Genomic DNA, 22,099 nt, shown 5'->3' on the forward strand with positions numbered 1-22,099 from the left:
AACGCAGATGGCGAAGAAACTGCCGCCGGTTCATCCCGGTGAAATCCTGCGGGAAGAGTTCCTCGTCCCGCTCAAGCTCACGCCCTATGCGGTCGCGGCCGCGCTGAACGCGCCGCGCACGCGGATCGAGCGCATTGCGCGCGAAGAGAAACCCGTGACGGCCGACACCGCGCTGCGGCTCGGCAAATTCTTCAAGACCGGCGATGCATTCTGGATGAACATGCAGGCCCGTTTCGATCTCGAAACAGCGGAAGACATGCTCGCGCCCGACATCGAGAAGATCGAGGCTTACGAAGCGGTATGAGCGCCAACTAGGCGGAAGAGCGCGACTTCGAGATCAACCCGCAGTCACCCTCCCCTGGAGGGGGAGGGTCGGCTCATATGCGCGAAGCGCATGTGGGCCGGGGTGGGGTGATCTCTCGACGCCCACCGATGCCAGTGGAGAGATCACCCCACCCCGCTCGCCCGCTTCGCGCGCGATCGACCCTCCCCCTCCAGGGGAGGGTGAGACTGAGATCGCGGAGCCTTCCGTCATCGGCACGCTGGCGATTAGAGCAGGATTGCGCGTCAGCCCGCCCTCACAACCACGGCGCCGGTGTATCCATCGCAATAAGCTGCTCCACCTCGATGCGCGGGCGGATCACGGCGGACTGGTCGCCCTTGACCAGCACCTCGGGCACCAGCGCGCGGGTGTTGTAGGTGCAGGCCTGCACGGCGCCGTAGGCGCCTGATGTCATGATGGCGAGGAGGTCGCCGGGCGCAGGCTCGGGCAGTGTGCGGTCGAGCGCGAGGTAGTCGCCGCTTTCGCAGACCGGGCCGACGACGTCGGCGACGAACGACGGCGCACCTGGCGCGGGCTGGATGACCGGCAGGATGTCGTGATGGGCCTCGTAGAGCGTCGGGCGGATCAGGTCGTTCATCGCGGCGTCGATGATGACGAAGTTCTTGGCCTCGCCGTGCTTCACGTAGATCACCTTGGCGACGAGGATGCCGGCATTGCCGACGATCATCCGTCCCGGCTCGAACATCAGGGTGCAGCCGAGATTGTGGCTGACGCGCTTGACCATCGCGGCATAGGCGGCGGGTTCCGGCGGCACCGCGCGGTCCATGTGATAGGGGATGCCGAGGCCGCCGCCGAAATCGACATGGGAGATGTCGTGGCCGTCGGCGCGCAGCGTCTGCACGAACTCGGTCAGGATGCGGAACGCGGTCTCCATCGGACCGAGATCGGTGATCTGGCTGCCGATATGGACGTCGACGCCGGTGACCTTGATGCCCGGCATCTTCGCCGCACGGGCATAGACGCGGCGGGCGTGCTCCAACGGAATGCCGAACTTGTTCTCCGACTTGCCGGTCGAGATCTTGGCGTGCGTGCCGGCGTCGACGTCCGGATTGACGCGCACGGAGATGCGGGCGGTGTGGCCGGTCTCGACCGCGAGGCGCGCCAGCAGGTCGAGCTCGGGCTCGGACTCGATGTTGAGGCAGTGGATGTCGGCCGCGAGCGCGGCGCGCAGCTCGGCCTCGGTCTTGCCGACGCCGGAGAACACGATCTTGCGCGAGGGGATGCCGGCTGCCAGCGCACGCTTCAGCTCGCCGCCGGAGACGACGTCGGCGCCGGCGCCGAGCTTGGCGAGCGTCCGCAGCACCGACTGGTTGGAATTGGCCTTCATCGCGTAGCAGATCAGCACGTCCTGGCCGGCGAAGGCGTCCGCGAACACGCGGTAGTGCCGCTCCAGCGTGGCGGTGGAATAGCAGTAGAACGGGGTGCCGACGGTGGCCGCGAGCCCGGCGAGATTGACGGCCTCGGCGTGCAGCACGCCGTCGCGGTAGTCGAAGTGGTTCATGGGTCAGGTCCGCGCGCGGGCTGCGAGATGAATGATTGTGGCGGCGAATTGCCGGGAAATGGGGCGGATTGTCAAACCCGCGCTGCCACCCTCCCCTGGAGGGGGAGGGTCGATCGCACGCGAAGCGGGCGAGCGGAGTGGGGTGAAGCCGCGAGGACGGTGCGCGTGGAGAGATCACCCCACCCCGCCTCGCGTTTCGCTTCGCTCACCGTGAGGCGACCCTCCCCCTCCAGGGGAGGGTGGCATCGAGCGCTGATCGAGAGGGAGTTCGAGCTCTATTTGCTGTCGAGCAGCGGGTCGAGGATGAAGGGTTTCTTCTGGCCGCGGGTGGCGGCGGGGGCGGCGTCGGCGCCGTAGCCGGAGTTGAACAGGCCGGGCTTGTTGGCGGCATCCGTCGCGGTGTCGGCGGGAGCGGCCGACATCTGCGGCGCCGGCGGGGAGTTGGCCGGCAGGTCCAACGGACCCTTGCGGCCGCAGGCGGCCAGCAGAAGGGCTGAAGCGCCGAGGACGAGCAGGACCCGGGCGGCGGAGGTTGGACGGCGAGCGCGATTCACGTGTGAAATCCCCATGCGGGCGGCACCATACAGAGAATGCACCGGCCTGACGAGTGCGGGAGTGCCACGCCGGGCCGATCAAATTTCGAACGGGAGCCCTACTTTCGCTGTTTTTCCAGCCGCTTCAGCCAGGCTTTGGCCTGCGCGGCCACGTTCTTCGGCGCGGTGCCGCCGTAGCTGGTGCGGCTCTTCACCGAGGACTCGACCGAAAGCACGCCGAGCACCTCGGCTGATATCTTCGGCTCGACCTCCTGCATCGCCTTCAGCGGCAGCTCGTGCAGGGCGACGCCCTGCTTGGCGGCCAAGGCCACGATCCGGCCCGTGACGTGATGGGCCTCGCGGAACGGCATCTTGAGCGTGCGCACCAGCCAGTCGGCGAGGTCGGTCGCCGTCGCATAGCCCTCGCCGGCTGCGGCCTTCATGCGGGCCTCGTCCGGCACGAGGTCGAGCGCCATGCCGGTCATGGCGCGGATGGCGAGCGACAGCGCCGCGAACGCCTCCATCGCGCCCTGCTTATCCTCCTGCATGTCCTTCTGATAGGCGAGCGGCAGGCCCTTCATGACGATGAGGAGGCCATTCAGCGCGCCGATGACGCGGCCGGTCTTGGCGCGCACCAGCTCGGCGGCATCCGGATTGCGCTTCTGCGGCATGATCGAGGAGCCGGTGGTGAACTTGTCCGACAGCTTGATCAGGCCGACCAAAGGCGAGGTCCAGATCACGATCTCCTCGGCGAAGCGCGACAGATGCACGGCGCAGATCGAGGCGGCCGAGAGGGTCTCCAGCACGAAATCGCGGTCGGACACGGCGTCCAGCGAATTGGCCATCGGGCGCTCGAAGCCGAGCGCCTCGGCGGTGGCGTGGCGATCGATCGGGAACGAGGTGCCGGCGAGCGCGGCGGCCCCCAGCGGCGATTCATTGAGCCGCTTGCGGGCATCGAGGAAGCGGCCGCGGTCGCGCCCGGCCATCTCGACATAGGCGAGCAGATGGTGGCCGAAGGTGACCGGCTGGGCGGTCTGCAGATGGGTGAAGCCGGGCATCACCGTGCCGGCGTATTCGAGCGCGCGGGTGGCGAGCGCGTGCTGGTAGGCGGCGAGCGCCGCGTCGATGTCGTCGATGGTGTCGCGGACGAACAGGCGGAAGTCGGTCGCGACCTGGTCGTTGCGCGAGCGCGCGGTGTGCAGGCGGCCGGCGGCCGGGCCGATCAGCTCGGAGAGCCGGCTCTCGACATTCATATGAATGTCTTCCAGGGCCCGCTTGAACTCGAACGAACCCTTGGTGATCTCTGACAAAATCGTGTCTAGACCCTTAGCCATATTTTTCGCATCACCCGCGGTGATGATGCCCTGGGCGGCGAGCATGGCGGCGTGCGCCTTGGAAGCGGCGATATCCTGCGCGTAAAGGTGGCGATCGACGTCGATCGAGACGTTGATGTCCTCCATGATCTCGTCGGGACGCTCCGAGAACCGTCCGCCCCACATCGTGTTGCTCATGCCTGAACCGCTTCCAAGACCTTGCTGACCGCCGCTGGACGGGACACACCGTCCGGTATCCCGAAATTCGCGCCTCTGATAGCCGCAACCGACCCGAGATGACAAACGATAAGCCTGACCCGTCCCCTGCCCGCCCCGCATCCTCGCGGCGGACGCTGCTCGCGGCCGGTGCCGTGGCGGTGGTCGCCGTGGCTGGCATCGCGGTGGTGACCTTTGGCGGATTGCTGAAGGGACGGCCGGCGGGCGACCAGGCCTGTCAAGCGGCGGTCGACACCGCCAAGCGGATCGCACCGCTGATCAAGGGCGAGGTGGCGGCGCTGACGGCGGCAACAGTGCCGCTGCGGCTGCCGGATCTCACCTTCGAGGACGGCACGGGGGCGGCGAAGAAGCTGTCGGATTTCCGTGGCAAGACGGTGCTATTGAACCTGTGGGCGACTTGGTGCGTGCCCTGCCGCAAGGAGATGCCGGCGCTGGACGGGCTGCAGGCCAAGCTCGGCAGCGACGCCTTCCAGGTGGTCGCGGTCAACATCGACACCCGCGACCCGGAGAAGCCAAAGACGTTCCTCGCCGACGCCAAGCTGACGCAGCTCACCTATTTCAGTGACCCGAAGGCCAAGGTGTTCCAGGATCTGAAGGCGGTCGGCCGCGCGCTGGGGATGCCGACCTCGGTGCTGGTCGACGGCAATGGCTGCGAGATCGCGACCATCGCGGGTCCCGCCGAGTGGGACAGCGCCGACGCGGTCAAGCTGATCCAGGCGGCGACATCGAAGGCCGCCGCGGGCCTGTAGTTCAACGCGTCATCACGGGGCAGCCCGTCAGGGCTGAACCCGGAAATCTCGAGATTCCGGGTTCGATGCTGTCGCATCGCCTCGGGTTCAGGCGGCGATGTTGAGATTGCCGCCGACGCCGGGGCCGGCATTGGCGAGCGACAATGTCTGCTGCGCGCCGCCGAGCAGCGTCAGCACCGCATCCTTCTGGGCGTTCAGGTTCTGCTTCAGCACCGACGTGGCGACCTGCTGCTGTGTCGCACTCGCCTGCTGCGCCATGACCGCAGCCACCAAGCTCATGTCCATACGCGTACAACCTCTCGTTACGGCGAGGTTAAGCCGTGTGCCTTAACGAAGCGTATCGGTCGAGCCCGGCGGCGGTAAAATCAGCGGGTCGGCACCGGCTTGGGGCCGCGATAGTCGTAGAAGCCGCGCTGCGTTTTGCGGCCGAGCCAGCCGGCCTCGACATATTTCACCAGCAGCGGGCACGGCCGGTATTTGGAATCCGCCAGCCCCTCATGCAGCACCTGCATGATGGACAGACAGGTATCCAGACCGATGAAGTCGGCCAGCTCGAGCGGCCCCATCGGGTGATGCGCGCCGAGCTTCATCGCCGCATCGATCGCCTCGACATTGCCGACGCCCTCGTAGAGCGTGTAGATCGCCTCGTTGATCATCGGCAGCAGCACGCGGTTGACGATGAAGGCCGGGAAGTCCTCGGAAACGGCGACCTGCTTGCCGAGCCGTCCGACGAACTCCTTGGCCGCCTCGAAGGTGGCGTCGTCGGTGGCGATGCCGCGGATCAGCTCAACCAGCTCCATCAGCGGAACCGGGTTCATGAAATGAATGCCGATGAAGCGCTCGGGGCGATCGGTGCAGGCGGCGAGCCGCGTGATCGAGATCGACGAGGTGTTGGAGGCGATGATCGCTTCCGGCTTCAGGACGGCGCAGAGATCGTGGAAGATCTTGCGCTTGACGTCCTCCTTCTCGATCGCGGTCTCGATGACGAGATCGCAATCGGCGAGGCCATCGAGGGTTTCGCTGATCGAGATATGGCCGAGCGCCTGGTTGCGGGCGTCCTCGGAGATCACCTTCTTCGCGACCTGGCGGGTCAGATTGCCGTTGATGGTCGCCATGCCCGATTTCAACCGGTCGGCAGTGACGTCGTTGAGCACCACGTCGAGCCCGGCCAGCGCGGCAACGTGCGCGATGCCGTTGCCCATCTGTCCTGCGCCGATCACTCCGAGCTTGTTGATCTGAGCCATGTTGTCATCCACCCGAACGGCACGCCTGCTGCGCCCGCCCATGCCCTTGGAAGTGAGAACACCGGCCGCCGCGGTCCCACGCGGCCGGTGTCTTGAGCGTTACTTGCCGAGCTTGCCGAGCGCCTCGGTCAGCTCGGGAACCGCCTGGTAGAGATCGGCCACCAAACCGTAATCGGCCACCTGGAAGATCGGCGCGTCCTCGTCCTTGTTGATCGCGACGATCACCTTGGAGTCCTTCATGCCGGCCAGATGCTGAATGGCGCCTGAAATGCCGACCGCCACATACAGCTCCGGCGCCACGACCTTGCCGGTCTGACCGACCTGCCAGTCGTTCGGCGCGTAGCCGGCATCGACCGCGGCGCGCGAGGCACCGACGCCGGCGCCGAGCTTGTCGGCGAGCGGCTCGATGTACTTCGCGAAGTTCTCGCGGCTCTGCATCGCGCGGCCGCCGGAGACGATGATCTTGGCCGACGTCAGCTCGGGACGGTCGCTCTTGGCGACCTCCTCGCCGACGAAGGTCGACAGCGCCGGATCGCCGGCCGCCGCCACGGTCTCGACCGACGCGCTGCCGCCCTCGCCTGCGGCGGCGAAGGTCGAGGTGCGCACGGTGATGACCTTCTTGGCATCCTTCGACTTCACGGTCTGGATCGCGTTGCCGGCATAGATCGGCCGCTCGAACGTGTCGGGCGCGACGACCTTGATGATCTCCGACACCTGCATCACGTCGAGCAAAGCGGCGATGCGCGGCATCACGTTCTTGAAGCGCGAGGTCGCGGGCGCGACGATCGCGTCGTAGTTCGCGGCGAGCTTGACGACAAGGTCGGCGAGCGGCTCGGCGAGATCATGCGCGTAGGCCGCATCATCGGCGAGCAGCACCTTCTTGACACCTGCGAGCTTGGCGGCGGCTTCGGCCGCAGCCTTGGCGCCCTGGCCCGCGACCAGCACGTCGACATCGGCGCCGAGGGCTGTCGCCGCCGTCAGCGCCTTGTTGGTCGCGTCCTTGATGGATGCATTGTCGTGTTCGGCAATCAGCAGCGTGGCCATCAGAGCACCCCCGCCTCGGTCTTGAGTTTGTTGACGAGCTCGGCGACGTCCTTGACCTTGACGCCGGCCTTGCGGCCCGCCGGCTCGGTGGTCTTGAGCACTTCGAGCCGCGGCGTGAGATCGACGCCGGTGTCGGCGGCGGTCTTCTCGGCGATCGGCTTCTTCTTCGCCTTCATGATGTTCGGCAGCGACGCGTAGCGCGGCTCATTGAGACGCAGGTCGGTGGTGACGATCGCCGGCCCCTTGAGCTTCACGGTCTGCAGGCCGCCGTCGACCTCGCGGGTGACCTTGAAATCGGAGCCCTCGACCTCGAGCTTGGAGGCGAAGGTCGCCTGCGCCCAGCCCAGCAGCGCGGCCAGCATCTGGCCGGTCTGGTTGGAATCGTCGTCGATCGCCTGCTTGCCGAGGATGATCAGACCCGGCTGCTCGTCCTGCGCCACGGCTTTGAGGATCTTCGCGACCGCCAGCGGTTCCACGTTGCCTTCGGCCTTGACCAGGATGCCGCGGTCGGCGCCCATCGCGAGCGCGGTGCGGATCGTCTCGGACGCCTGCGCGGGCCCGATCGAGACCACCACCACCTCGGTCGCCTTGCCGGCTTCCTTCAGCCGCAGCGCTTCCTCGACGGCGATCTCGTCGAACGGATTCATCGACATCTTGACGTTGGCGAGCTCAACGCCCGATCCGTCGCTCTTGACGCGGACCTTGACGTTGTAATCGACCACCCGCTTGACCGGCACCAGAACCTTCATCGATCCTCTTTCGCTCTAAATTGTCCGGGGTTGACCTTTCGGGCGCGGAACCTAAAGCCCCCGTACCCCCCGGTCAACGCGCGAGGGGGAAAAAACGCAGGCCCGCACGCCCCCGCGTTAACGGTTTTGCGGGTTAACGGTTTTGGCCCGGCACCCACAACACGTCGCCGGCGCCGTTCCGGTTTGCCGCCCGGCTGGCCACGAACAGGAAATCCGACAACCGGTTCATATAACGAATGGCGGCCTCGCTGACCGGCTCGTCAAGCTTGCCGGCGAGTTCCGTCATGATCCGTTCCGCCCTGCGGCAAATGGTACGCGCCACATGCAGATGCGCCGCCGCCGCAGTCCCTCCGGGCAGCACGAACGACGTCAGCGGCGAGAGCCGCTCGTTCAGCGTATCGATGTCGCGCTCCAGACGGTCGACCTGGCTCGCGACGACGCGCAGCCGCTCCGCCTTGCCCTCGCGCTGCGGCACGGCGAGATCGGCGCCGAGGTCGAACAGATCGTTCTGGATCAGGCCGAGCATCGCATCGATCTCGGGCGCATCGGCCAGATGCAGCCGGACCACGCCGATCGCAGCGTTGGTCTCGTCAACGGTTCCATAGGCGGAGACGCGCAGATCGTACTTGGGACGCCGCTCGCCATTGCCGAGCGCGGTCGTACCGTCGTCACCTGTCCGTGTGTAGATGCGATTCAGGACCACCATGCTGCGTTCTCAACGTCCGTTTCTCGACGCCTCGGCGTCTCGGTCTCAGCGCCCCATTGCCCAGATCGCCGCCATGGCAACGACGATCGCGACGAACTGCAGGATCACCCGCCAGCGCATCAGCTTCTGCGACAGGTTCGGCGAGCCGCCGCGCGTCATGTTGACGAGGCCGAGAAACAGCACCAGGGCGACCGCGCCAACGGCGATGGGAAGGATGAATTTACCAAGAAGTGAAGCCATCGGTGCTAGATAACACCGCAAACGCAAGAGCGCCATGGCGGATCCGCGCAGCCGGCGCTGCAACTTCTGGCTTTTGGACCCGTAATATCGGATTGTACAAATCACGTTCTTTCGCGGAGTGCAGGGACAGGTGAAGGCGCTTCGCTACATCTTCCACGTCGTCATGGACGCGTTCTACACCTTCCTCGCCGACGACGGCTGGGCGATCGCCAGCCATATCGCGCTGTCGACCCTGATGGCGCTGTTTCCCTTCCTGATCGTCCTGACCTCGCTCGCCGGCTTTCTCGGCTCCAAGGACCTGGCCGACCAGGCCGCCACCTTGATGCTCGAGACTTGGCCGGCGCAGGTGGCGGATGCGCTGACCGGCGAGATCCACGACGTGCTGACCACGACCCGGACCGATGCGCTGACCATCGGCGCCGTGCTCGCGGTCTACTTCGCCTCGAACGGCGTCGAGGCGCTGCGGGTCGCGCTCAACCGCGCCTACGGCGTGATCGAGCAGCGCCGCTGGTACTGGCTGCGGCTGGAATCGATCGGCTATACCCTGGTCGCCGCGTTCACGGCGCTGGCGATGTCGTTCCTGATCGTGCTCGGCCCGCTGATGCTCGCCACCGCCCGGCGCTACCTGCCGCTGGCGGTCGAAGCCAACGAGCGCTTCGTCAACCTGACGCGCTACGGCATCACCATCAGCGCGCTGGTCGTCGCGCTGTTCATCCTGCACGCCTGGCTGCCGGCGGGGCGGCGCAGCTTCATGCAGATCCTGCCCGGCATCGTCTTCACCTTCATCGCCTCGCTGGTGTCAGGGATCGTGTTCGGCCAGTACCTGGCGCGCTTCGCCAACAACTACGTCACGATGTATGCGGGGCTCGCATCGGTGATCATCGCACTGGTGTTCCTGTATTTCATCGCCGCGATCTTCGTGTATGGCGGCGAATTGAACGCTTCGATCATCAAGTCGCGGCTGCCGCGCGGCGTGTCGCTCCAAGAAGCGCAGTCGCTAGAGCCCGCGGCGAAACGGGCTTGAGCAGGAACGCGTCCGCGCCGGCAGCCTGCGAGGCCGCCTCGTCCTCGCCGCGTCCGGACACGCCGATGATCGGGATAGTCCCGTGGGGCGCGTCCAGCTTGCGAATGCGAGCAATCGCCTCGACGCCGTTGATGCCGGGCAGCACCATGTCCATCAGCACCGCATCGTAATTGCCGGCCGCGATCCGCTCCGGCGCCGCCTCGCCGCGGCCGATGAACTCGGCCTGGTGGCCGAGTTCGTTGAGGATGGTGTTGAGCACCACGCGGCCGAACGGATTGTCCTCCACCCCGAGGATCCGCAGGGGCCGCGTCGGCGCGAGCGCGACACCATCTTCCGATCCGCCGGCGGTGGCGTGCGGTGTGGCCGCAACGGTCAGCGTCACCGTCAGGGTGAAGGTCGTGCCGCCGCCTTCATGCGGCGCCACTGCGACATCGCCGCCCATGGCGCGCGCCAGTTGCCGGACCGAGGACAGTCCGAGTCCGGCCCCGCCGAAGCGCGAGGCAATCGAAACATTGGCTTGGCTGAACGGCCGGAACAGCCGCTTGATCTCCTTCAGGGTCAGGCCGATGCCCGAATCCGAGACGTGGAAGGCGATCGCGGCGCTGCCCCTGCCCGCGCCTCGGCCTGCGCCCCTGCTCGGCTTGCCGCGACCGCCGCGGCGTGCCGGAACGACCTCCAGCGCCACGCCCCCCTGCTCCGTGAACTTCACCGCATTGTCGATCAGGTTCTCGAGCGCAGCGCGCAGCCGCACGGGGTCGCCGATCACGAGTCCCGGCAAGTCGTCGGAAACGTGGACCTTGACATCCAGCCCCTTGGCGGCGGCGCGGCCCGACAGCGAGTCTCCGGCGGCCCGCGCCAGCACGCGCAGATCGAACAGATCCTCACGCGGCAGCGCGCCGGTGGTCTCGTCCTTGGCGGCATCGACGAACAGGGTGGCGAGGCTCGACAGATGCTCCGCGCCGGCCTTGATCGTATCGACCCAGCGCCGCTCGCGCTCGCCAAGCTCGGAGGTGGCGAGCAGGTCGCTGATGGCGAGAATGCCAGTCAGCGGCGTGCGCACCTCATGGGCGAACACCGCCAGCGCAGCTTCGACGACTCCTGGTGATCCAGCGGCAGCCTTGGGCACGGACATCGCGGTTTCTGGCTTCCTCACTCCGGACTTGGCCGCGCTTCGCCGGCTCCCCGCCATCGCCGTGACCTGAGGAACGTGCTTCTTGAGCGGTCGCGCCTTGGTGCGCTCCTTGGCCGGCGCCGCCTTCGCGGCCCTGGTCTTCGGCGTTTGTGTCTTCGGCGCTTGTGCTGCGGACGACGGCATCCTCGGGGATGTCGTCCTGGAGGACGCCTTTTCCGCGGGCGCTCTGGACGCGCCGGCGGGCCTGGGCGCAGCCGGCCTGGCCGGTCGGGCCCGACGCCCCGTACTCATCTTCCGAACGCGCTTCATCATGGCCCCTGTGACATGAACTCCGAAAAACGAAGGGGCACTTGTACTGTCATGTCTCGTCGTGCCGCTTTCGATTGAAGCTCCCGATTACCCGCGCCATTGAGCAGCATGGCACGGTCGTTTCCGGGTGTCACGATGCCCCGGAGGTTGTCCCCGCCGGAAACGTGGGGAGACATCGGGGCTTGCGGCAGGACGCGGCTAGACCATGCCGATCCTGTGTCGGATTTCCGCCGGCGAGACGCCTTCCGCACGCAAGGCGCGCAATCCCGTCGCCCGGGAGGACTTGGACAGCTTGTGGCCCTGCGCGTCGCGAATCAGTTGGTGATGCCGATAGGCCGGAGCCGGCAGGCCGAGCAGGACCTGCAGCAGCCGGTGCACGCTGGTGGCATGAAACAGGTCCTGTCCACGCACCACCTCGGTCACCCCCTGCAGGGCATCGTCGAGCACGACGGAGAGGTGATAACTGGTCGGCGTCTCCTTGCGCGCCAGAACCACATCCCCCCAGGCCTCCGGCCTTGCTGCGACCCTGCCACTCTCGCCCGAAGGCCCGGCGCCATGCTCGTCCCAGGCCGGCCGGCCGGCGCGCGCGACCGCGGCGGCCATGTCGAGCCGCAAGGCATAGGGCGCGCCGCTGGCCATCAGTGCCGCACGGCGCGCCTCGGAGAGCGAGGTCGCCGTCCCCGGATAGAGCGGCGCGCCATCCGGATCGCGCGGCCAAGCCCCCTCTGCATCCCGTTGCGCGACCATCCGCGCGGCCTCGGCCCGGCTCTCGAAGCTCGGATAGACCAGCCCCATGCCCCGCAGCCGGTCCAGCGCAGCGCGATACTCGGCAAGGTGCTCCGATTGCCGCCGCACCGGCTGCTCCCAGGCGATGCCGAGCCAGGCGAGGTCCTCATAGATCGCCTGCTCGAACTCGGGGCGGCAGCGGGTCGGATCGATGTCCTCGATGCGCAGCAACAAGCGGCCGCCGCTCCGCTGCGCGCATTGGAAGTTCAACAGCGCCGAAAAAGCGTGGCCGAGATGCAGATAGCCGTTGGGGCTGGGGGCGAATCGGAAAACGGGTGGCATCATGATGAGTTCGACGCCACAGAGCCCTGCGCCTCTCCTGCCTGCGTTTCGCGTTCCAGACGCTCGACCACGGTCCGATAGAAGTGCTCTGCCTGCTGCATCATCTCGGCCGTACTGCTGCGGCATTCGCTGAAGGCCGACCGGGCCAGCTCGAACTCGGCATCGACGAACGCGGCCACCACGGGCGGCAGCGGTGCGATGCCGAGCTCGCGGGTCGAGGCTTTCCGCTGCATCAGCTCGGCCACCTCCGCCTGCAAGACCGCGGGTGGATCGCACTCCGCCATCAAGGTCGGAAAATGCATCGGCGCCACCGCTTCCCTTGGGTGCAGGCGCAGCCAGCGCAGCGTCGCGGCTGGCCGCAGCGCGTAGAAGATCTTCTTCTGCGCAACCTCCGTGCCGTCGCCGAAATACGCGCGGCGCTGCCGTTCACCGAGATGCAGATAGTGCCGCGCCACGGCATCGCGGCTCGCCACGCTCCTGGCGAAGGCGAGAAAGTCATCACGAAACCAAGCCGAGCCACGATACACCACCGGCGACCGCAGCCATTCGATGATGACCGCATTGCCCTTCAGCAGCAGCTGTACCGCCTTGGCCAGATCCCAGCCGTTGGCGTCGTAATCATCTTCGAGCGGAAACTCGATGACGTCGCGCACCGGCCATGGCTTGATATGATCGGCGGCGCGCCGCACATAGACGAACCGGCAATCATAGTCGCTGTCGGGCGAGGCAAAGCCCCAGGCGCGGCTGCCGCTCTCGATGGCGAGCGGCAGAAACACGCCGTGCTCGGCAACGACGCGATCCAGCAGGGAGTCGATCCCGGCGACCTTGTGGCGGGCCATGTCGGAGGGGATGCTACGCAAGCTCATGAGAGTTCCAGCCGTGACTGATGCTGCCTTAGCCCTGGGCCTTCCTGCCGTCCACCCGGCGCGACATGGCCCAGCCCGTTCGGCGACGCCATGACCCTTCACCTCGGCAGCCAAGCCGTTCTCGAGGACGCGATCCGCGACCTGGTGAAGCAGGACGCGCGGCTGGCGCCCGTCCTCGAAGCGACCGGCATGCCGGCGCTCCGGAGGCGTGAGCCGGGCTTCGCCGGGATCGCCCACATCGTCTGCGGCCAGCAGCTCTCGACCGCGAGCGCGGCCGCGATCTGGGGCCGGCTGCAGGCGGCATTCGATCCGTTCGATGCCGACGCCGTCCGCCGCGCCCGCGCCGACCGGCTGGGACGGCTCGGCCTCTCTGCCGCCAAGATCAAGACGCTGAAGCACATCGCGCGCGAGCTCGGCGCCGGGCGGCTGAACCTCGACGTGCTCGCCAATGAGGACGCCGACGCCGCGCACGCCACCCTGACCGCCCTGCCCGGCATCGGGCCGTGGACCGCCGACGTCTACCTGCTGTTCTGCCTCGGCCATGGCGACGCCTGGCCGTCCGGCGACCTCGCCGTGCAGGAGGCGGTCAAGGTCGGGCTCGGGCTTGCGACGCGGCCTACGGCCAAGCAGATGATGCCGCTTGCGGAAGGCTGGCGCCCGCTGCGCGGCGCGGCGGCGCACCTGTGGTGGAGCTATTACCGCGTGGTCAAGAAGCGCGAGGGCGTGATCACTCCGGCGAACTAACAACTCCGGTGAACGGCGTTTCAAACAAAGTTGGGGTTGCAAAACGGTCATCGATGTCGGCCAGGATCGCGCCACGACGCACAGCAAACGAACGGCCGAGGTCTTCATCATGCAATCGTCCGATTTCATCGTCGCGCGCGGCGATCTGCAGCAGTGCAAGACGATCGTCACCGAGCTTCCCGATGGCGACGCGCTTCCTGCCGAGGCGCTGCTGGTGAAGGTCGACCGCTTCGCCTTCACCGCCAATAACATCACCTACGCGCTGCTCGGCGAGCAGTTGAAATATTGGCAACTGTTTCCCGCGCCCGACGGCTTCGGCATCATTCCCGTGTGGGGCTTCGGCGACGTGATCGCGTCCCGCCATCCTGCCGTCGCCGAAGGCGAGCGCCTGTTCGGCTACTTCCCGATGGCGACGCATCTCGTCATCGAGGCCGCCGACGTCGGCAAGCGCGGCCTGCGCGACGCGGCCGCGCACCGCCAGGGCGTCGCGCCGGTCTACAACGCCTATGCGCGGGTGGGCGACGATCCCGCCTTTGCCGGACGGCAAGGCGATGATCAGGCCCTGCTGCGCCCGCTGTTCATGCTGTCGTTCCTGGTCGACGACTTTCTCGCCGAACAGGCTCATTTCGGCGCCACAACCGTCATCCTGTCCTCGGCCTCGAGCAAGACCGCGTTCGGCCTCGCCCACCTCCTGCATACGCGGCGCAAGGACATCCGCGTGATCGGGCTGACCTCGCCATCGAATGCCGGCTTCGTCCGCTCGCTCGGCTGCTACGACGCGGTCGTGACCTACGACGCGGTCGACGGGCTCGACGCGGGGGCGCGCGCAGCGTTCGTCGACATGGCCGGCAACGCCAGCCTCCGCGCCGCGCTGCATCGGCACTACGGCGACAACCTCGTCTATTCCGGCCGCGTCGGGCTGACGCATCAGGACGGCAGCGATGACGCAGAGGTGCTTCCCGGTGCCCCGCCCACCTGGTTCTTCGCGCCCGACCAGATCAGGAAGCGTGCCAGGGAATGGGGACCCGGCGGCATCGAAAGCCGGCTCGGCGCGGCGTGGCGGGACTTCGCTCCGCGGCTCGACGGCTGGCTCACGATCACGGAAGGACGCGGACCGGAGGCCGTACAGCGCGTCTATCTCGACACCTTGCAAGGTCATATTCCGCCGCATGAGGGCCACATGCTGACGATGGCGACGTAAGCAGGTTTTCACCCGCGACCAAACCCGTGTAGCGTTGCCCGGACCGAGGTTGCGCAGAGGCAGGGAGGCGAGGCGATGTCCATTCTCGGAACGGGCAATTACAGCTATCGCGTCGTCAAGGACTGGGCCAAGCTGCCCGAAGGCTGGGCGCTCACCGACGTCGCCTCGGTTGCCGTTGACAGCAAGGATCGCGTCTACGCCTTCAATCGCGGCGCCCATCCGATGATCGTGTTCGACCGCGACGGCAATTTCATCAAGAGCTGGGGCGAGGGCCTGTTCAGTCGCGCCCACGGCTTGTCGATCGACAGCGAGGACAATCTCTACTGCACCGACGATGGCGACCACACCGTGCGCAAATGCACGGATGACGGCAAGGTGCTCCTGACCATCGGCCTGCCGGAGCGTCCGACGCCGTTCATGAGCGGCGAGCCGTTCAACCGCTGCACCCACACCGCGCTGTCGCCCTCGGGCGAGATCTACGTTTCCGACGGCTACGGCAATGCGCGGGTCCACAAATACACACCCGACGGCCGGCTGATCCGCAGCTGGGGCGAGCCCGGCTCCGATCCCGGCCAGTTCAACATCGTTCACAACATCGCGACCGATGCCGACGGTTTTGTCTACGTCGCCGATCGCGAGAACCACCGCATCCAGATCTTCGACGGCGACGGCCGCTACGAGACGCAGTGGAACAATCTGCATCGGCCCTGCGCGCTGTGCGCCTGCGGCGCGGGGCGCAAGACCTTCATCATCGGCGAGCTCGGCCCCGGCATGCCGGTCAACCTCAACGTTCCCAATCTCGGACCGCGGCTGACCATCACCGACGCCACCGGCCAGCGCATCGCCCGGCTCGGCGGCGAGCACGGTCCGGGCCTGGAAACCGGCCGCTTCCTGGCCCCGCACGGCCTCGCCATTGACAGCCGCGGCGACATCTATGTCGGCGAGGTCGGCGTCACCAACTGGAGCACGAGCTTCCTGGACCGGCCGATGCCGGACGAGGTCAGGATCCACCGCTGCCTGCAGAAGCTGGAGCGGGTCCCGGGCTGACCTTGGTCGTCCTGCTGGTCGTCGTCGCGCCGGAAGAGATGCAACTGATTTGCAGTGCGGCGATCGGGCGCTCTGCCACGGTTCTGACGCGCTTTGGACGGCAGCTCCAAAGGCGGGAGAAGCCATGTCAAGCCATTCTTGGGGCTTCACAATCCCGTCACGCTGCATGTAGTATGTGAGGGCATGCTGCTTCGCAGCCGTTATGGAGGCCAGGAGCGTTACTTGAACGCACATGTCTCGCAAGGCGGTTGGCCGGTGTTGGTGCTGAACGCGGACTTCCGGCCGCTGAGTTACTACCCGCTGTCTCTCTGGTCGTGGCAAGACGCGATCAAGGCAGTGTTTCTCGATCGCGTCAACATTGTCGAATACTACGACCGCGCGATCCGAAGTCCGTCCTTCGAAATCCAGCTGCCCAGCGTGGTTTCGCTGAAATCCTTCGTAAAGCCGTCGACGCATCCGGCCTTCACCCGCTTCAACGTCTTCCTCCGCGACCGTTTCGCCTGCCAGTACTGCCACTCCGGCGACGACCTGACCTTCGATCACGTCATCCCCCGCAGCAAGGGTGGCCAGACCACCTGGGAGAACGTCGTCGCCGCCTGCTCGCCCTGCAATCTGAAGAAGGGCAATCTGACGCCACAGCAGGCCAAGATGTTCCCCAAGCAGGCGCCCTATGCGCCAACCGTCCACCAGCTCCATCGCAACGGCCGGCTGTTCCCGCCGAACTACCTGCACGACAGCTGGCTCGACTATCTCTATTGGGACACCGAGCTCGATCCGTAGCGGATCGGCCCGATGTCGGTGTTGATGCTGGACATCGCCCCGGCGGCGGCGACATGCTGCTCTCGCTGGAGTCTGCGAACGCCCGGCCGCCAGATCCGCAGGCCGAATGGCCCGGCCGTCCGGCCATATATCGGACTGGATTAACTCCACTTTAGGTCCCTGTTCAGCATGCTCGCGCGTTGCCGCATGGGCCGCCGCCATGGCTGCCCGCTTCCGTCACCGATCCAGCAGGGCCGTCCGTTCCGCGCATGCAGACCGCAACCACCGAGTGCAAAGCGGCGGCGCTCGCGAAAGCCCAGGCAGCCAGCTCGCTGCAGAACATTTCCCTCACGATGTTCGCCAATGCGGCGATCGCAACGTCGCTGGCGCTGTTGCTGTATCTCAGGGAGGGCGGCACCCTCATCTTCTGGTGGCTGGGCGCCGCCATCGTCTTCGCCGCGTTCCGCGCCGGATGGGTGTCGTACCTGAAATCGTCCGGACGGATCGAGCGCGATCCACAGCGCGTGCTGCGCAATCTCACCATCATGGCTTTCGCCAGCGGCGTGCTGTGGGCGATCGTCCCGATCGCGCTGCCGGCCTTCTCCCACGCGCACAACGTCAACGACGTCGTCTTCATCATGGCCGGCACCACCACCGGGGCCATCATCCAGAGTCTCGCCTATTCGAGGATGGCGATCGCGTTCGGCGCGCCGCTGATGGGCGCGACCGTGCTGCGGATGCTGATCTCGGGCAGCGACGTCGACTACATCGTCGCGGTCGACGTCGCCTTCCTGACCTTCATGCTGTTCCGCGCAGCGCGGCTCGGCGAGCGCAACTTCATCGCGAGCCAGAAGACCGCCATCGAGGCGACCGTGCTGGCGGAATCCGTCGCCGAGGCCAACCACGCTTTGGAGCGTCTGGTTCGCACGGACTCGCTCACCGGGCTCGCCAATCGCAGCCATTTCCGCACCGTGGCCGCCGCGGCGTGCCGTTCCGGACGCGGGGTCGCATTCCTCCTGATCGACGTCGACAACTTCAAGACCATCAACGACGCGCGCGGCCACGATGCCGGCGACCGGGTCATTCAGGCCATCGCCGCGCTGCTGCAATCCGCCTGCCGCGGCGACGATCTGCCGGTCCGCCTGGGCGGCGATGAGTTCGTCGTCGTCATGCAGGGCGACGACGTGGCGAGCCGGTCCGTCGCACTCGCCGAATGGCTGATGGCCGCCCTCGCGCAGCCGCTCGCGATCGCGGGCCAGGTGCTGCCCGTCAGCTGCTCGATCGGCATCGCGGCGCATGCGGAAGGCCCGATCGATCTGGAAGAGCTCTCCGCCCGCGCCGACGTCGCGCTCTATCGCGCCAAGGACGACGGCCGCGCCTGCATGCGCGTGTTCGACGCCAAGATGCAGTCCGAGCTGACGCAGCAGCGCCGGCTCGATGCCGAGCTGCCCGCCGCGCTGGCCCGCCGCGAGCTCCACGTCGAATTCCAGCCCCAGGTCGCGATGGCCACGCAGGAGGTCATCGGCTTCGAGGCGCTGCTGCGCTGGAAGCACCCGAGCGCCGGACTGATCCCGCCGCCGGACATCGTGTCCGCGGCGATCCGATTGCGCCTGTCCGGCCAGCTCACGGAGTTCGTGGGCGAGCGCGTCTGCGCGTTCCTGCGCGCGCTCGACCGCAAGAAGGCGCACGGCATCCGGGTATCGATCAACGTCTCGCCGCGGGAATTCCCGCTTCACTCGCCGGCGCAGACCCTCAAGACCGTCTCCGAACGCTACGGCGTCGATCCCCACCGGATCGAGATCGAGGTGACCGAAGAGGCGATGTTCGATCCCAAGCGCTGCGCCGACGAATTGAAGCTGATCGACCAATACGGCTTTGGTCTTGCGATCGACGATTTCGGCGTCGGCCATTCCTCGATCGCGAACCTGATGGCGGTCGAGATCGACACCATCAAGATCGACCGCTCCTTCATCCACGGCATCGCCGGCAACCGACGGGATCAGCAGCTCGTCGCGGCCATCACCGCGGTGGCGCTGCCGCTCGGCCACCGCATGATCGCCGAGGGCGTCGAGAGCGAGGCGGACGCCGAGTGCCTTCGCATGCTCGGCTGCTCCTATGGACAGGGCTGGCTGTATGGCAAGCCGATGAAGGAGGACGACGCCATCGCGTGGCTCGTCCAGCATCGCAGCGGTGCTGCTGCCGCGGTCGAGCGCTTGCCGCGCAGCGCGTAGGTGCTGCGCGGACGTCGCGCTCACGGATCGACCAGCACATCGGCAAGACCATGGGCAAGGCTCGGTCCGAAGGCGCCGGCCCAGGCGGCGGCGATGACGAGGACGAGGCCAGGGACGAGGCGCAGGGCGAAGGACGACCCGCCGCTGGTCCACGCCACCACGATCTTGCTGATCGTGTTCGCCGACAGCGCCGCGAGCACCGGAACCACGGCATCGGCGGCGCCGATCTTGCCCGACGCGGCAAGCGCGGCCGCGGCCGCCGCCGGCGCATGGGTATCGACCAGACCGGCGACGGCGGCGCTCGCCACCAGGCCGGCTTCGCCGAACGCCTCGCGCAACGCGGCCGAGAGCACCAGAACCGCAGAGATCGTCAGCGCCAGCAACAGCGCGCCCGGCAGGCTGAAGGCGCGTCCGGGCGGCAGGTCGGCGGAACCGCTCTGCCGCAACCCGACGATCGTGAAGATCGCGCCGTAGATCGCCGCCGCCGCGCCGGCACAGAGCAGCGGGACCAGCAGCGCCTGCAGCGCGGGAAGGCTGGTGACGGCCAGCACCGCGGCGAGCTGGGCGATGGTCGCGACGGTCGACAATGCCGCGCCGGCGGCCGCGGCGCCGCCAAGCTCCGGCGCCTTGCGCGCCCGTGCGCCCATCGCGCCGATCGTGGCCGTGCTGGAGACGAAGCCCGAGGCGAAGCCGGACACGGCGAGCCCGCCGCGTGCGCCGAGCAGACGCATCGAGACATGTCCGGCGGCACCGATCGCCATCATCAGGACGACGAGCGTCCAGATGCCGCGCAGGTTGAGCGCGCCGTACGGACCGATCGGCTGATCCGGGAGCAGAGGCAGCACGACCAGCGTGGCCGCGGCAAAGATCAGGCCGTCCTTGAGCTCGCTCTCGCTGAGCACCGAACGGACGAAGTCGTGCAGCACCGGCCGGGCCGCCAACAGCACCGCCAGCACGACGGCGACGCCCGCCGCCAGAGCAGGTTGCTCGGTGGCGAGGCCGCCGAGCAGGACGGTCAGGATCAGCGCCGCCTCCGAGGTCAGTCCCGGATCGTCGCTGCGCGAACGCCAATAGGCGATCGCCGTGAGGACCATGATTCCAGCGGTGACGACGGCCAGCAGCAGCTTGCCGCCGATCAGCATGCTCACCGCGCCGGCCAGCGACGCGACGGCAAAGGTCCGCAAGCCCGCGGGCGAGCGCCCGGGCCCCTCGCCCTTGCGGCGCTCGCGCTCCAGACCGATCAGCAACCCGATGACGAGCGCGACGACGATCGCGATGATCGCGGGACTGAGGCTCATGAGATCCGGCATCGACATGATCCTACGTCAAACCGCCAGGTCTGCGCCGGGTGACATCGGGCAACCCGGTACATCGCCGCAAGGTGTCCCATCGGTCCGCTCAGGCCGCGACGAACGCGCTGACGATCATCAGCATACACGTGACGAGACCAAGTGCGGGGACCCATAGCGGCACCCGCACATCGGCGGCATCCGATCCGATGCGCCGGATGCGGATGCGGAGCAGGCACAGATTGACGATGGCGAAGATCGTCAGCGTCGCGAGCGAGGTGCCTTCCGCCAGCCGCTCCAGCGGGAAGGCCAGCGCGAGGATCGCGACCGCCAGCATGACGAGGCCGGTTGCGATCAGCGGCGTTCCGGTGCGCGGATCGACCTGGCCGGCGATGCGCGGCAGGTCGCCCTGCCCCGCCATGCCATAGACGACGCGCGCCGTCATCGTCATCTGCGCGAGAACGGTGTTGAGCGTGGACACGATCGCAATCGCGGTGAAGGTGGCGGGGCTGATGCCTGCGACGGCATTGAACACCAGGCTGAGCGGCGCCGGAGAGGCCGACAGCACGCCCGGCGCCACAGCGGTCACCGCGATCGCAGCAATCAGCACATACAGCACGGAGGTGATCAGCAGCGTGAGCGCCATCGCCCACGGAATGCTTCGCTGCGGGCTCTTGGCCTCCTCCACGACGTTGGCGAGGTCCTCGAAGCCGACGAAGGCGAAGAACGCGAGCAGGCCGGCGAAGGTGATGCCGGAGAGAACGCCGAGATCGAGCGGCGGCGGCGTCAGCAAGGCAGGGCCGAACGCGACGCCGGAGTGAACGGCCGAGACGACGATCCACACCAGTCCGCCGGTCTCGATCAAGGTCAGCAGTCCGGCGAGCATCACCGATTCGAGAATGCCCCAGGACGCCACGATGCCGAGCGCGACCACGATGGCCATCGCGATCAGCGGCGTCGGCAGATCGATCAGTTGCCGGATGTAGCCGGCGCCGCCGAGCGTCACCGCGGCCGCCGCGATGATGCCGGTGGCGAGCCGCAGCGTGCCGGCCGCCGTCGACAGCAGCCGCGACTTGAAAGCCGCGCGGACATAAGCGGCCTCGCCGGCGCTCACGGGATAGCGGGTCGCAAGCTCGGCATAGGAGGCGGCGGTGAACGCCATCACGAACGCCGCCAGCGCAAAGGCCCAGGAGGAATGGACTCCTGCATGACCGGCGACCGCGCCGATCAGGACATAGATGCCGGCGCCGACGGTCACGCCCGTGCCGTAGAGGACCAGCAGCGGCAGTCCGAGCCGCCGCCGCAAGCCAGATGGAGGCACGATTGGATCTTGCGGCACCACGACGTCCATTCTTGATCACAACGAACAACAGAGTTGTAGGGGCTTAAGGGAGCAAGCGCGAGCGCTCTTGATCCCGGTCAATCCGGAGCGCGCGCCCGCGGCCGGCCGCTGCGGCATCCGGCCGCCGGGCCTTCTTCGCGAGGCGCGTTCGCCTTCACGGCCATCGGCCAACTTGAGATGCGCCGCGTCGAGACATGACTTCGCGCTCTCGCGGCGCGATGGGCCCGAGCTGTGCTGATCGATCTCCTCTCGAAACGAGAGGGCGCAGGGAAGACCGAGCCTCGGCCGAGGCCCGTGGCCCCCGTGCGGAGAAAATGCACGGGGCAGGAACCACAGGTCCAGCCGGAGCGACCGGCGGGCTCAAGCGGTGGTCGCAACACCAAGTGTTTTCATTCGTGACAGCAGCTCGTCAAGCGCTTCTGCTGGAG

Annotated in this window: 22 protein-coding genes; 8 read left to right on the forward strand and 14 right to left on the reverse strand. The window is 67.3% G+C overall.

Annotated elements, in window-relative coordinates:
* Positions 1-7 precede the first annotated feature (7 nt).
* The gene (locus QW863_RS33040; protein ID WP_315718139.1) at positions 8-304 is read left to right on the forward strand and encodes a HigA family addiction module antitoxin; all 297 of its coding nucleotides are present in this window, start codon (positions 8-10) and stop codon (positions 302-304) included.
* Positions 305-578: 274 nt separating this feature from the next.
* On the opposite strand, the gene lysA is transcribed toward QW863_RS33040, so the two are convergent.
* The 3 genes from lysA to argH form a co-directional block, all read right to left on the reverse strand.
* On the reverse strand, positions 579-1,844 hold the full coding sequence (gene lysA, locus QW863_RS33045; RefSeq protein ID WP_315718141.1) for a diaminopimelate decarboxylase: 1,266 nt from the start codon (positions 1,842-1,844) through the stop codon (positions 579-581).
* 275 nt (positions 1,845-2,119) lie between these two features.
* Complete coding sequence (lptM, locus tag QW863_RS33050; RefSeq protein WP_315718142.1) at positions 2,120-2,413, reverse strand: LPS translocon maturation chaperone LptM; 294 nt, start codon at positions 2,411-2,413, stop codon at positions 2,120-2,122.
* Between the two features lie 83 nt (positions 2,414-2,496).
* Positions 2,497-3,888 carry an argininosuccinate lyase gene (argH, locus tag QW863_RS33055; protein WP_315718143.1) on the reverse strand — a complete coding sequence of 464 codons (1,392 nt, stop codon included), beginning with the start codon at positions 3,886-3,888 and terminating at the stop codon, positions 2,497-2,499.
* Positions 3,889-3,986: 98 nt separating this feature from the next.
* Between argH and tlpA the strand changes: the two genes are divergently transcribed.
* Positions 3,987-4,676 carry a thiol:disulfide interchange protein TlpA gene (gene tlpA / locus QW863_RS33060; protein WP_315718144.1) on the forward strand — a complete coding sequence of 230 codons (690 nt, stop codon included), beginning with the start codon at positions 3,987-3,989 and terminating at the stop codon, positions 4,674-4,676.
* Between the two features lie 87 nt (positions 4,677-4,763).
* Here tlpA and QW863_RS33065 read toward each other — a convergent pair whose 3' ends face one another.
* The 6 genes from QW863_RS33065 to QW863_RS33090 form a co-directional block, all read right to left on the reverse strand.
* A complete protein-coding gene (locus tag QW863_RS33065; protein ID WP_315718145.1) occupies positions 4,764-4,961 on the reverse strand; it encodes a putative motility protein in 198 nt (65 codons plus the stop codon).
* Positions 4,962-5,041: 80 nt separating this feature from the next.
* A complete protein-coding gene (locus QW863_RS33070; protein WP_315718147.1) occupies positions 5,042-5,920 on the reverse strand; it encodes a 3-hydroxybutyryl-CoA dehydrogenase in 879 nt (292 codons plus the stop codon).
* A 99-nt stretch (positions 5,921-6,019) separates the two neighbouring features.
* The gene (locus QW863_RS33075) at positions 6,020-6,964 is read right to left on the reverse strand and encodes an electron transfer flavoprotein subunit alpha/FixB family protein (RefSeq protein ID WP_315718148.1); all 945 of its coding nucleotides are present in this window, start codon (positions 6,962-6,964) and stop codon (positions 6,020-6,022) included.
* Entirely contained in the window at positions 6,964-7,713 is a 750-nt protein-coding gene (locus QW863_RS33080; RefSeq protein ID WP_315718150.1) for an electron transfer flavoprotein subunit beta/FixA family protein, read from the reverse strand. Before QW863_RS33080 ends, QW863_RS33075 begins: the two co-directional genes overlap by 1 nt.
* A gap of 133 nt (positions 7,714-7,846) precedes the next feature.
* Entirely contained in the window at positions 7,847-8,419 is a 573-nt protein-coding gene (locus tag QW863_RS33085; RefSeq protein WP_315718151.1) for a cob(I)yrinic acid a,c-diamide adenosyltransferase, read from the reverse strand.
* Between the two features lie 45 nt (positions 8,420-8,464).
* Positions 8,465-8,659 (reverse strand): twin transmembrane helix small protein, encoded by a 195-nt coding sequence (locus tag QW863_RS33090; RefSeq protein ID WP_315718162.1) that lies wholly within the window; start codon positions 8,657-8,659, stop codon positions 8,465-8,467.
* A gap of 130 nt (positions 8,660-8,789) precedes the next feature.
* On the opposite strand from QW863_RS33090, the gene QW863_RS33095 reads away from it, so the two are divergent.
* A complete protein-coding gene (locus QW863_RS33095) occupies positions 8,790-9,683 on the forward strand; it encodes a YihY/virulence factor BrkB family protein (RefSeq protein WP_315718152.1) in 894 nt (297 codons plus the stop codon).
* Here QW863_RS33095 and QW863_RS33100 read toward each other — a convergent pair.
* From QW863_RS33100 to QW863_RS33110, 3 genes are all read right to left on the reverse strand, one after another.
* Positions 9,610-10,815 carry an ATP-binding protein gene (locus QW863_RS33100; protein WP_315718163.1) on the reverse strand — a complete coding sequence of 402 codons (1,206 nt, stop codon included), beginning with the start codon at positions 10,813-10,815 and terminating at the stop codon, positions 9,610-9,612. The two genes, QW863_RS33095 and QW863_RS33100, sit on opposite strands and share 74 nt — an antisense overlap.
* A gap of 507 nt (positions 10,816-11,322) precedes the next feature.
* Complete coding sequence (gene gluQRS, locus QW863_RS33105) at positions 11,323-12,192, reverse strand: tRNA glutamyl-Q(34) synthetase GluQRS (RefSeq protein WP_315718164.1); 870 nt, start codon at positions 12,190-12,192, stop codon at positions 11,323-11,325.
* Positions 12,192-13,058: a nucleotidyltransferase domain-containing protein gene (locus QW863_RS33110; RefSeq protein WP_315718153.1), complete on the reverse strand. Its 867-nt coding sequence runs from the start codon at positions 13,056-13,058 to the stop codon at positions 12,192-12,194. The genes gluQRS and QW863_RS33110 overlap by 1 nt, the downstream gene beginning before the upstream one ends.
* 90 nt (positions 13,059-13,148) lie before the next feature.
* Here QW863_RS33110 and QW863_RS33115 point away from each other — a divergent pair, with 90 nt between their 5' ends.
* The 5 genes from QW863_RS33115 (at position 13,149) to QW863_RS33135 (ending at position 19,040) form a co-directional block, all read left to right on the forward strand.
* Positions 13,149-13,802 (forward strand): DNA-3-methyladenine glycosylase 2 family protein, encoded by a 654-nt coding sequence (locus QW863_RS33115; protein WP_315718154.1) that lies wholly within the window; start codon positions 13,149-13,151, stop codon positions 13,800-13,802.
* A gap of 109 nt (positions 13,803-13,911) precedes the next feature.
* Positions 13,912-15,003: a DUF2855 family protein gene (locus tag QW863_RS33120; RefSeq protein WP_315718155.1), complete on the forward strand. Its 1,092-nt coding sequence runs from the start codon at positions 13,912-13,914 to the stop codon at positions 15,001-15,003.
* A gap of 75 nt (positions 15,004-15,078) precedes the next feature.
* Positions 15,079-16,050 (forward strand): peptidyl-alpha-hydroxyglycine alpha-amidating lyase family protein, encoded by a 972-nt coding sequence (locus QW863_RS33125; RefSeq protein WP_315718156.1) that lies wholly within the window; start codon positions 15,079-15,081, stop codon positions 16,048-16,050.
* A gap of 222 nt (positions 16,051-16,272) precedes the next feature.
* A complete protein-coding gene (locus QW863_RS33130; RefSeq protein WP_006610584.1) occupies positions 16,273-16,830 on the forward strand; it encodes an HNH endonuclease in 558 nt (185 codons plus the stop codon).
* A 248-nt stretch (positions 16,831-17,078) separates the two neighbouring features.
* Entirely contained in the window at positions 17,079-19,040 is a 1,962-nt protein-coding gene (locus QW863_RS33135; RefSeq protein WP_315718158.1) for a putative bifunctional diguanylate cyclase/phosphodiesterase, read from the forward strand.
* A gap of 20 nt (positions 19,041-19,060) precedes the next feature.
* On the opposite strand, the gene QW863_RS33140 is transcribed toward QW863_RS33135, so the two are convergent.
* Together QW863_RS33140 and QW863_RS33145 are read right to left on the reverse strand one after the other, a co-directional pair.
* Entirely contained in the window at positions 19,061-20,356 is a 1,296-nt protein-coding gene (locus QW863_RS33140) for an MgtC/SapB family protein (RefSeq protein ID WP_315718159.1), read from the reverse strand.
* An 82-nt stretch (positions 20,357-20,438) separates the two neighbouring features.
* Positions 20,439-21,650, reverse strand: coding sequence for an APC family permease (locus QW863_RS33145; RefSeq protein WP_315718160.1), 1,212 nt, complete (start codon positions 21,648-21,650; stop codon positions 20,439-20,441).
* Between the last annotated feature and the right edge of the window lie 449 nt (positions 21,651-22,099).

The organism is Bradyrhizobium sp. SZCCHNR1017, assembly GCF_032381375.1.
Lineage (GTDB): Bacteria > Pseudomonadota > Alphaproteobacteria > Rhizobiales > Xanthobacteraceae > Bradyrhizobium.

Excerpts from the sequence above, each read along its gene's own strand:
- QW863_RS33040 (WP_315718139.1), top strand. The coding sequence starts at position 8 with ATGGCGAAGAAACTGCCGCCGGTTCATCCCGGTGAAATCCTGCGGGAA.
- lysA (WP_315718141.1), bottom strand. The coding sequence starts at position 1,844 with ATGAACCACTTCGACTACCGCGACGGCGTGCTGCACGCCGAGGCCGTC.
- lptM (WP_315718142.1), bottom strand. The coding sequence starts at position 2,413 with ATGGGGATTTCACACGTGAATCGCGCTCGCCGTCCAACCTCCGCCGCC.
- argH (WP_315718143.1), bottom strand. The coding sequence starts at position 3,888 with ATGAGCAACACGATGTGGGGCGGACGGTTCTCGGAGCGTCCCGACGAG.
- tlpA (WP_315718144.1), top strand. The coding sequence starts at position 3,987 with ATGACAAACGATAAGCCTGACCCGTCCCCTGCCCGCCCCGCATCCTCG.
- QW863_RS33065 (WP_315718145.1), bottom strand. The coding sequence starts at position 4,961 with ATGGACATGAGCTTGGTGGCTGCGGTCATGGCGCAGCAGGCGAGTGCG.
- QW863_RS33070 (WP_315718147.1), bottom strand. The coding sequence starts at position 5,920 with ATGGCTCAGATCAACAAGCTCGGAGTGATCGGCGCAGGACAGATGGGC.
- QW863_RS33075 (WP_315718148.1), bottom strand. The coding sequence starts at position 6,964 with ATGGCCACGCTGCTGATTGCCGAACACGACAATGCATCCATCAAGGAC.
- QW863_RS33080 (WP_315718150.1), bottom strand. The coding sequence starts at position 7,713 with ATGAAGGTTCTGGTGCCGGTCAAGCGGGTGGTCGATTACAACGTCAAG.
- QW863_RS33085 (WP_315718151.1), bottom strand. The coding sequence starts at position 8,419 with ATGGTGGTCCTGAATCGCATCTACACACGGACAGGTGACGACGGTACG.
- QW863_RS33090 (WP_315718162.1), bottom strand. The coding sequence starts at position 8,659 with ATGGCTTCACTTCTTGGTAAATTCATCCTTCCCATCGCCGTTGGCGCG.
- QW863_RS33100 (WP_315718163.1), bottom strand. The coding sequence starts at position 10,815 with ATGTCCGTGCCCAAGGCTGCCGCTGGATCACCAGGAGTCGTCGAAGCT.
- gluQRS (WP_315718164.1), bottom strand. The coding sequence starts at position 12,192 with ATGCCACCCGTTTTCCGATTCGCCCCCAGCCCCAACGGCTATCTGCAT.
- QW863_RS33110 (WP_315718153.1), bottom strand. The coding sequence starts at position 13,058 with ATGAGCTTGCGTAGCATCCCCTCCGACATGGCCCGCCACAAGGTCGCC.
- QW863_RS33115 (WP_315718154.1), top strand. The coding sequence starts at position 13,149 with ATGACCCTTCACCTCGGCAGCCAAGCCGTTCTCGAGGACGCGATCCGC.
- QW863_RS33120 (WP_315718155.1), top strand. The coding sequence starts at position 13,912 with ATGCAATCGTCCGATTTCATCGTCGCGCGCGGCGATCTGCAGCAGTGC.
- QW863_RS33125 (WP_315718156.1), top strand. The coding sequence starts at position 15,079 with ATGTCCATTCTCGGAACGGGCAATTACAGCTATCGCGTCGTCAAGGAC.
- QW863_RS33135 (WP_315718158.1), top strand. The coding sequence starts at position 17,079 with ATGCAGACCGCAACCACCGAGTGCAAAGCGGCGGCGCTCGCGAAAGCC.
- QW863_RS33140 (WP_315718159.1), bottom strand. The coding sequence starts at position 20,356 with ATGTCGATGCCGGATCTCATGAGCCTCAGTCCCGCGATCATCGCGATC.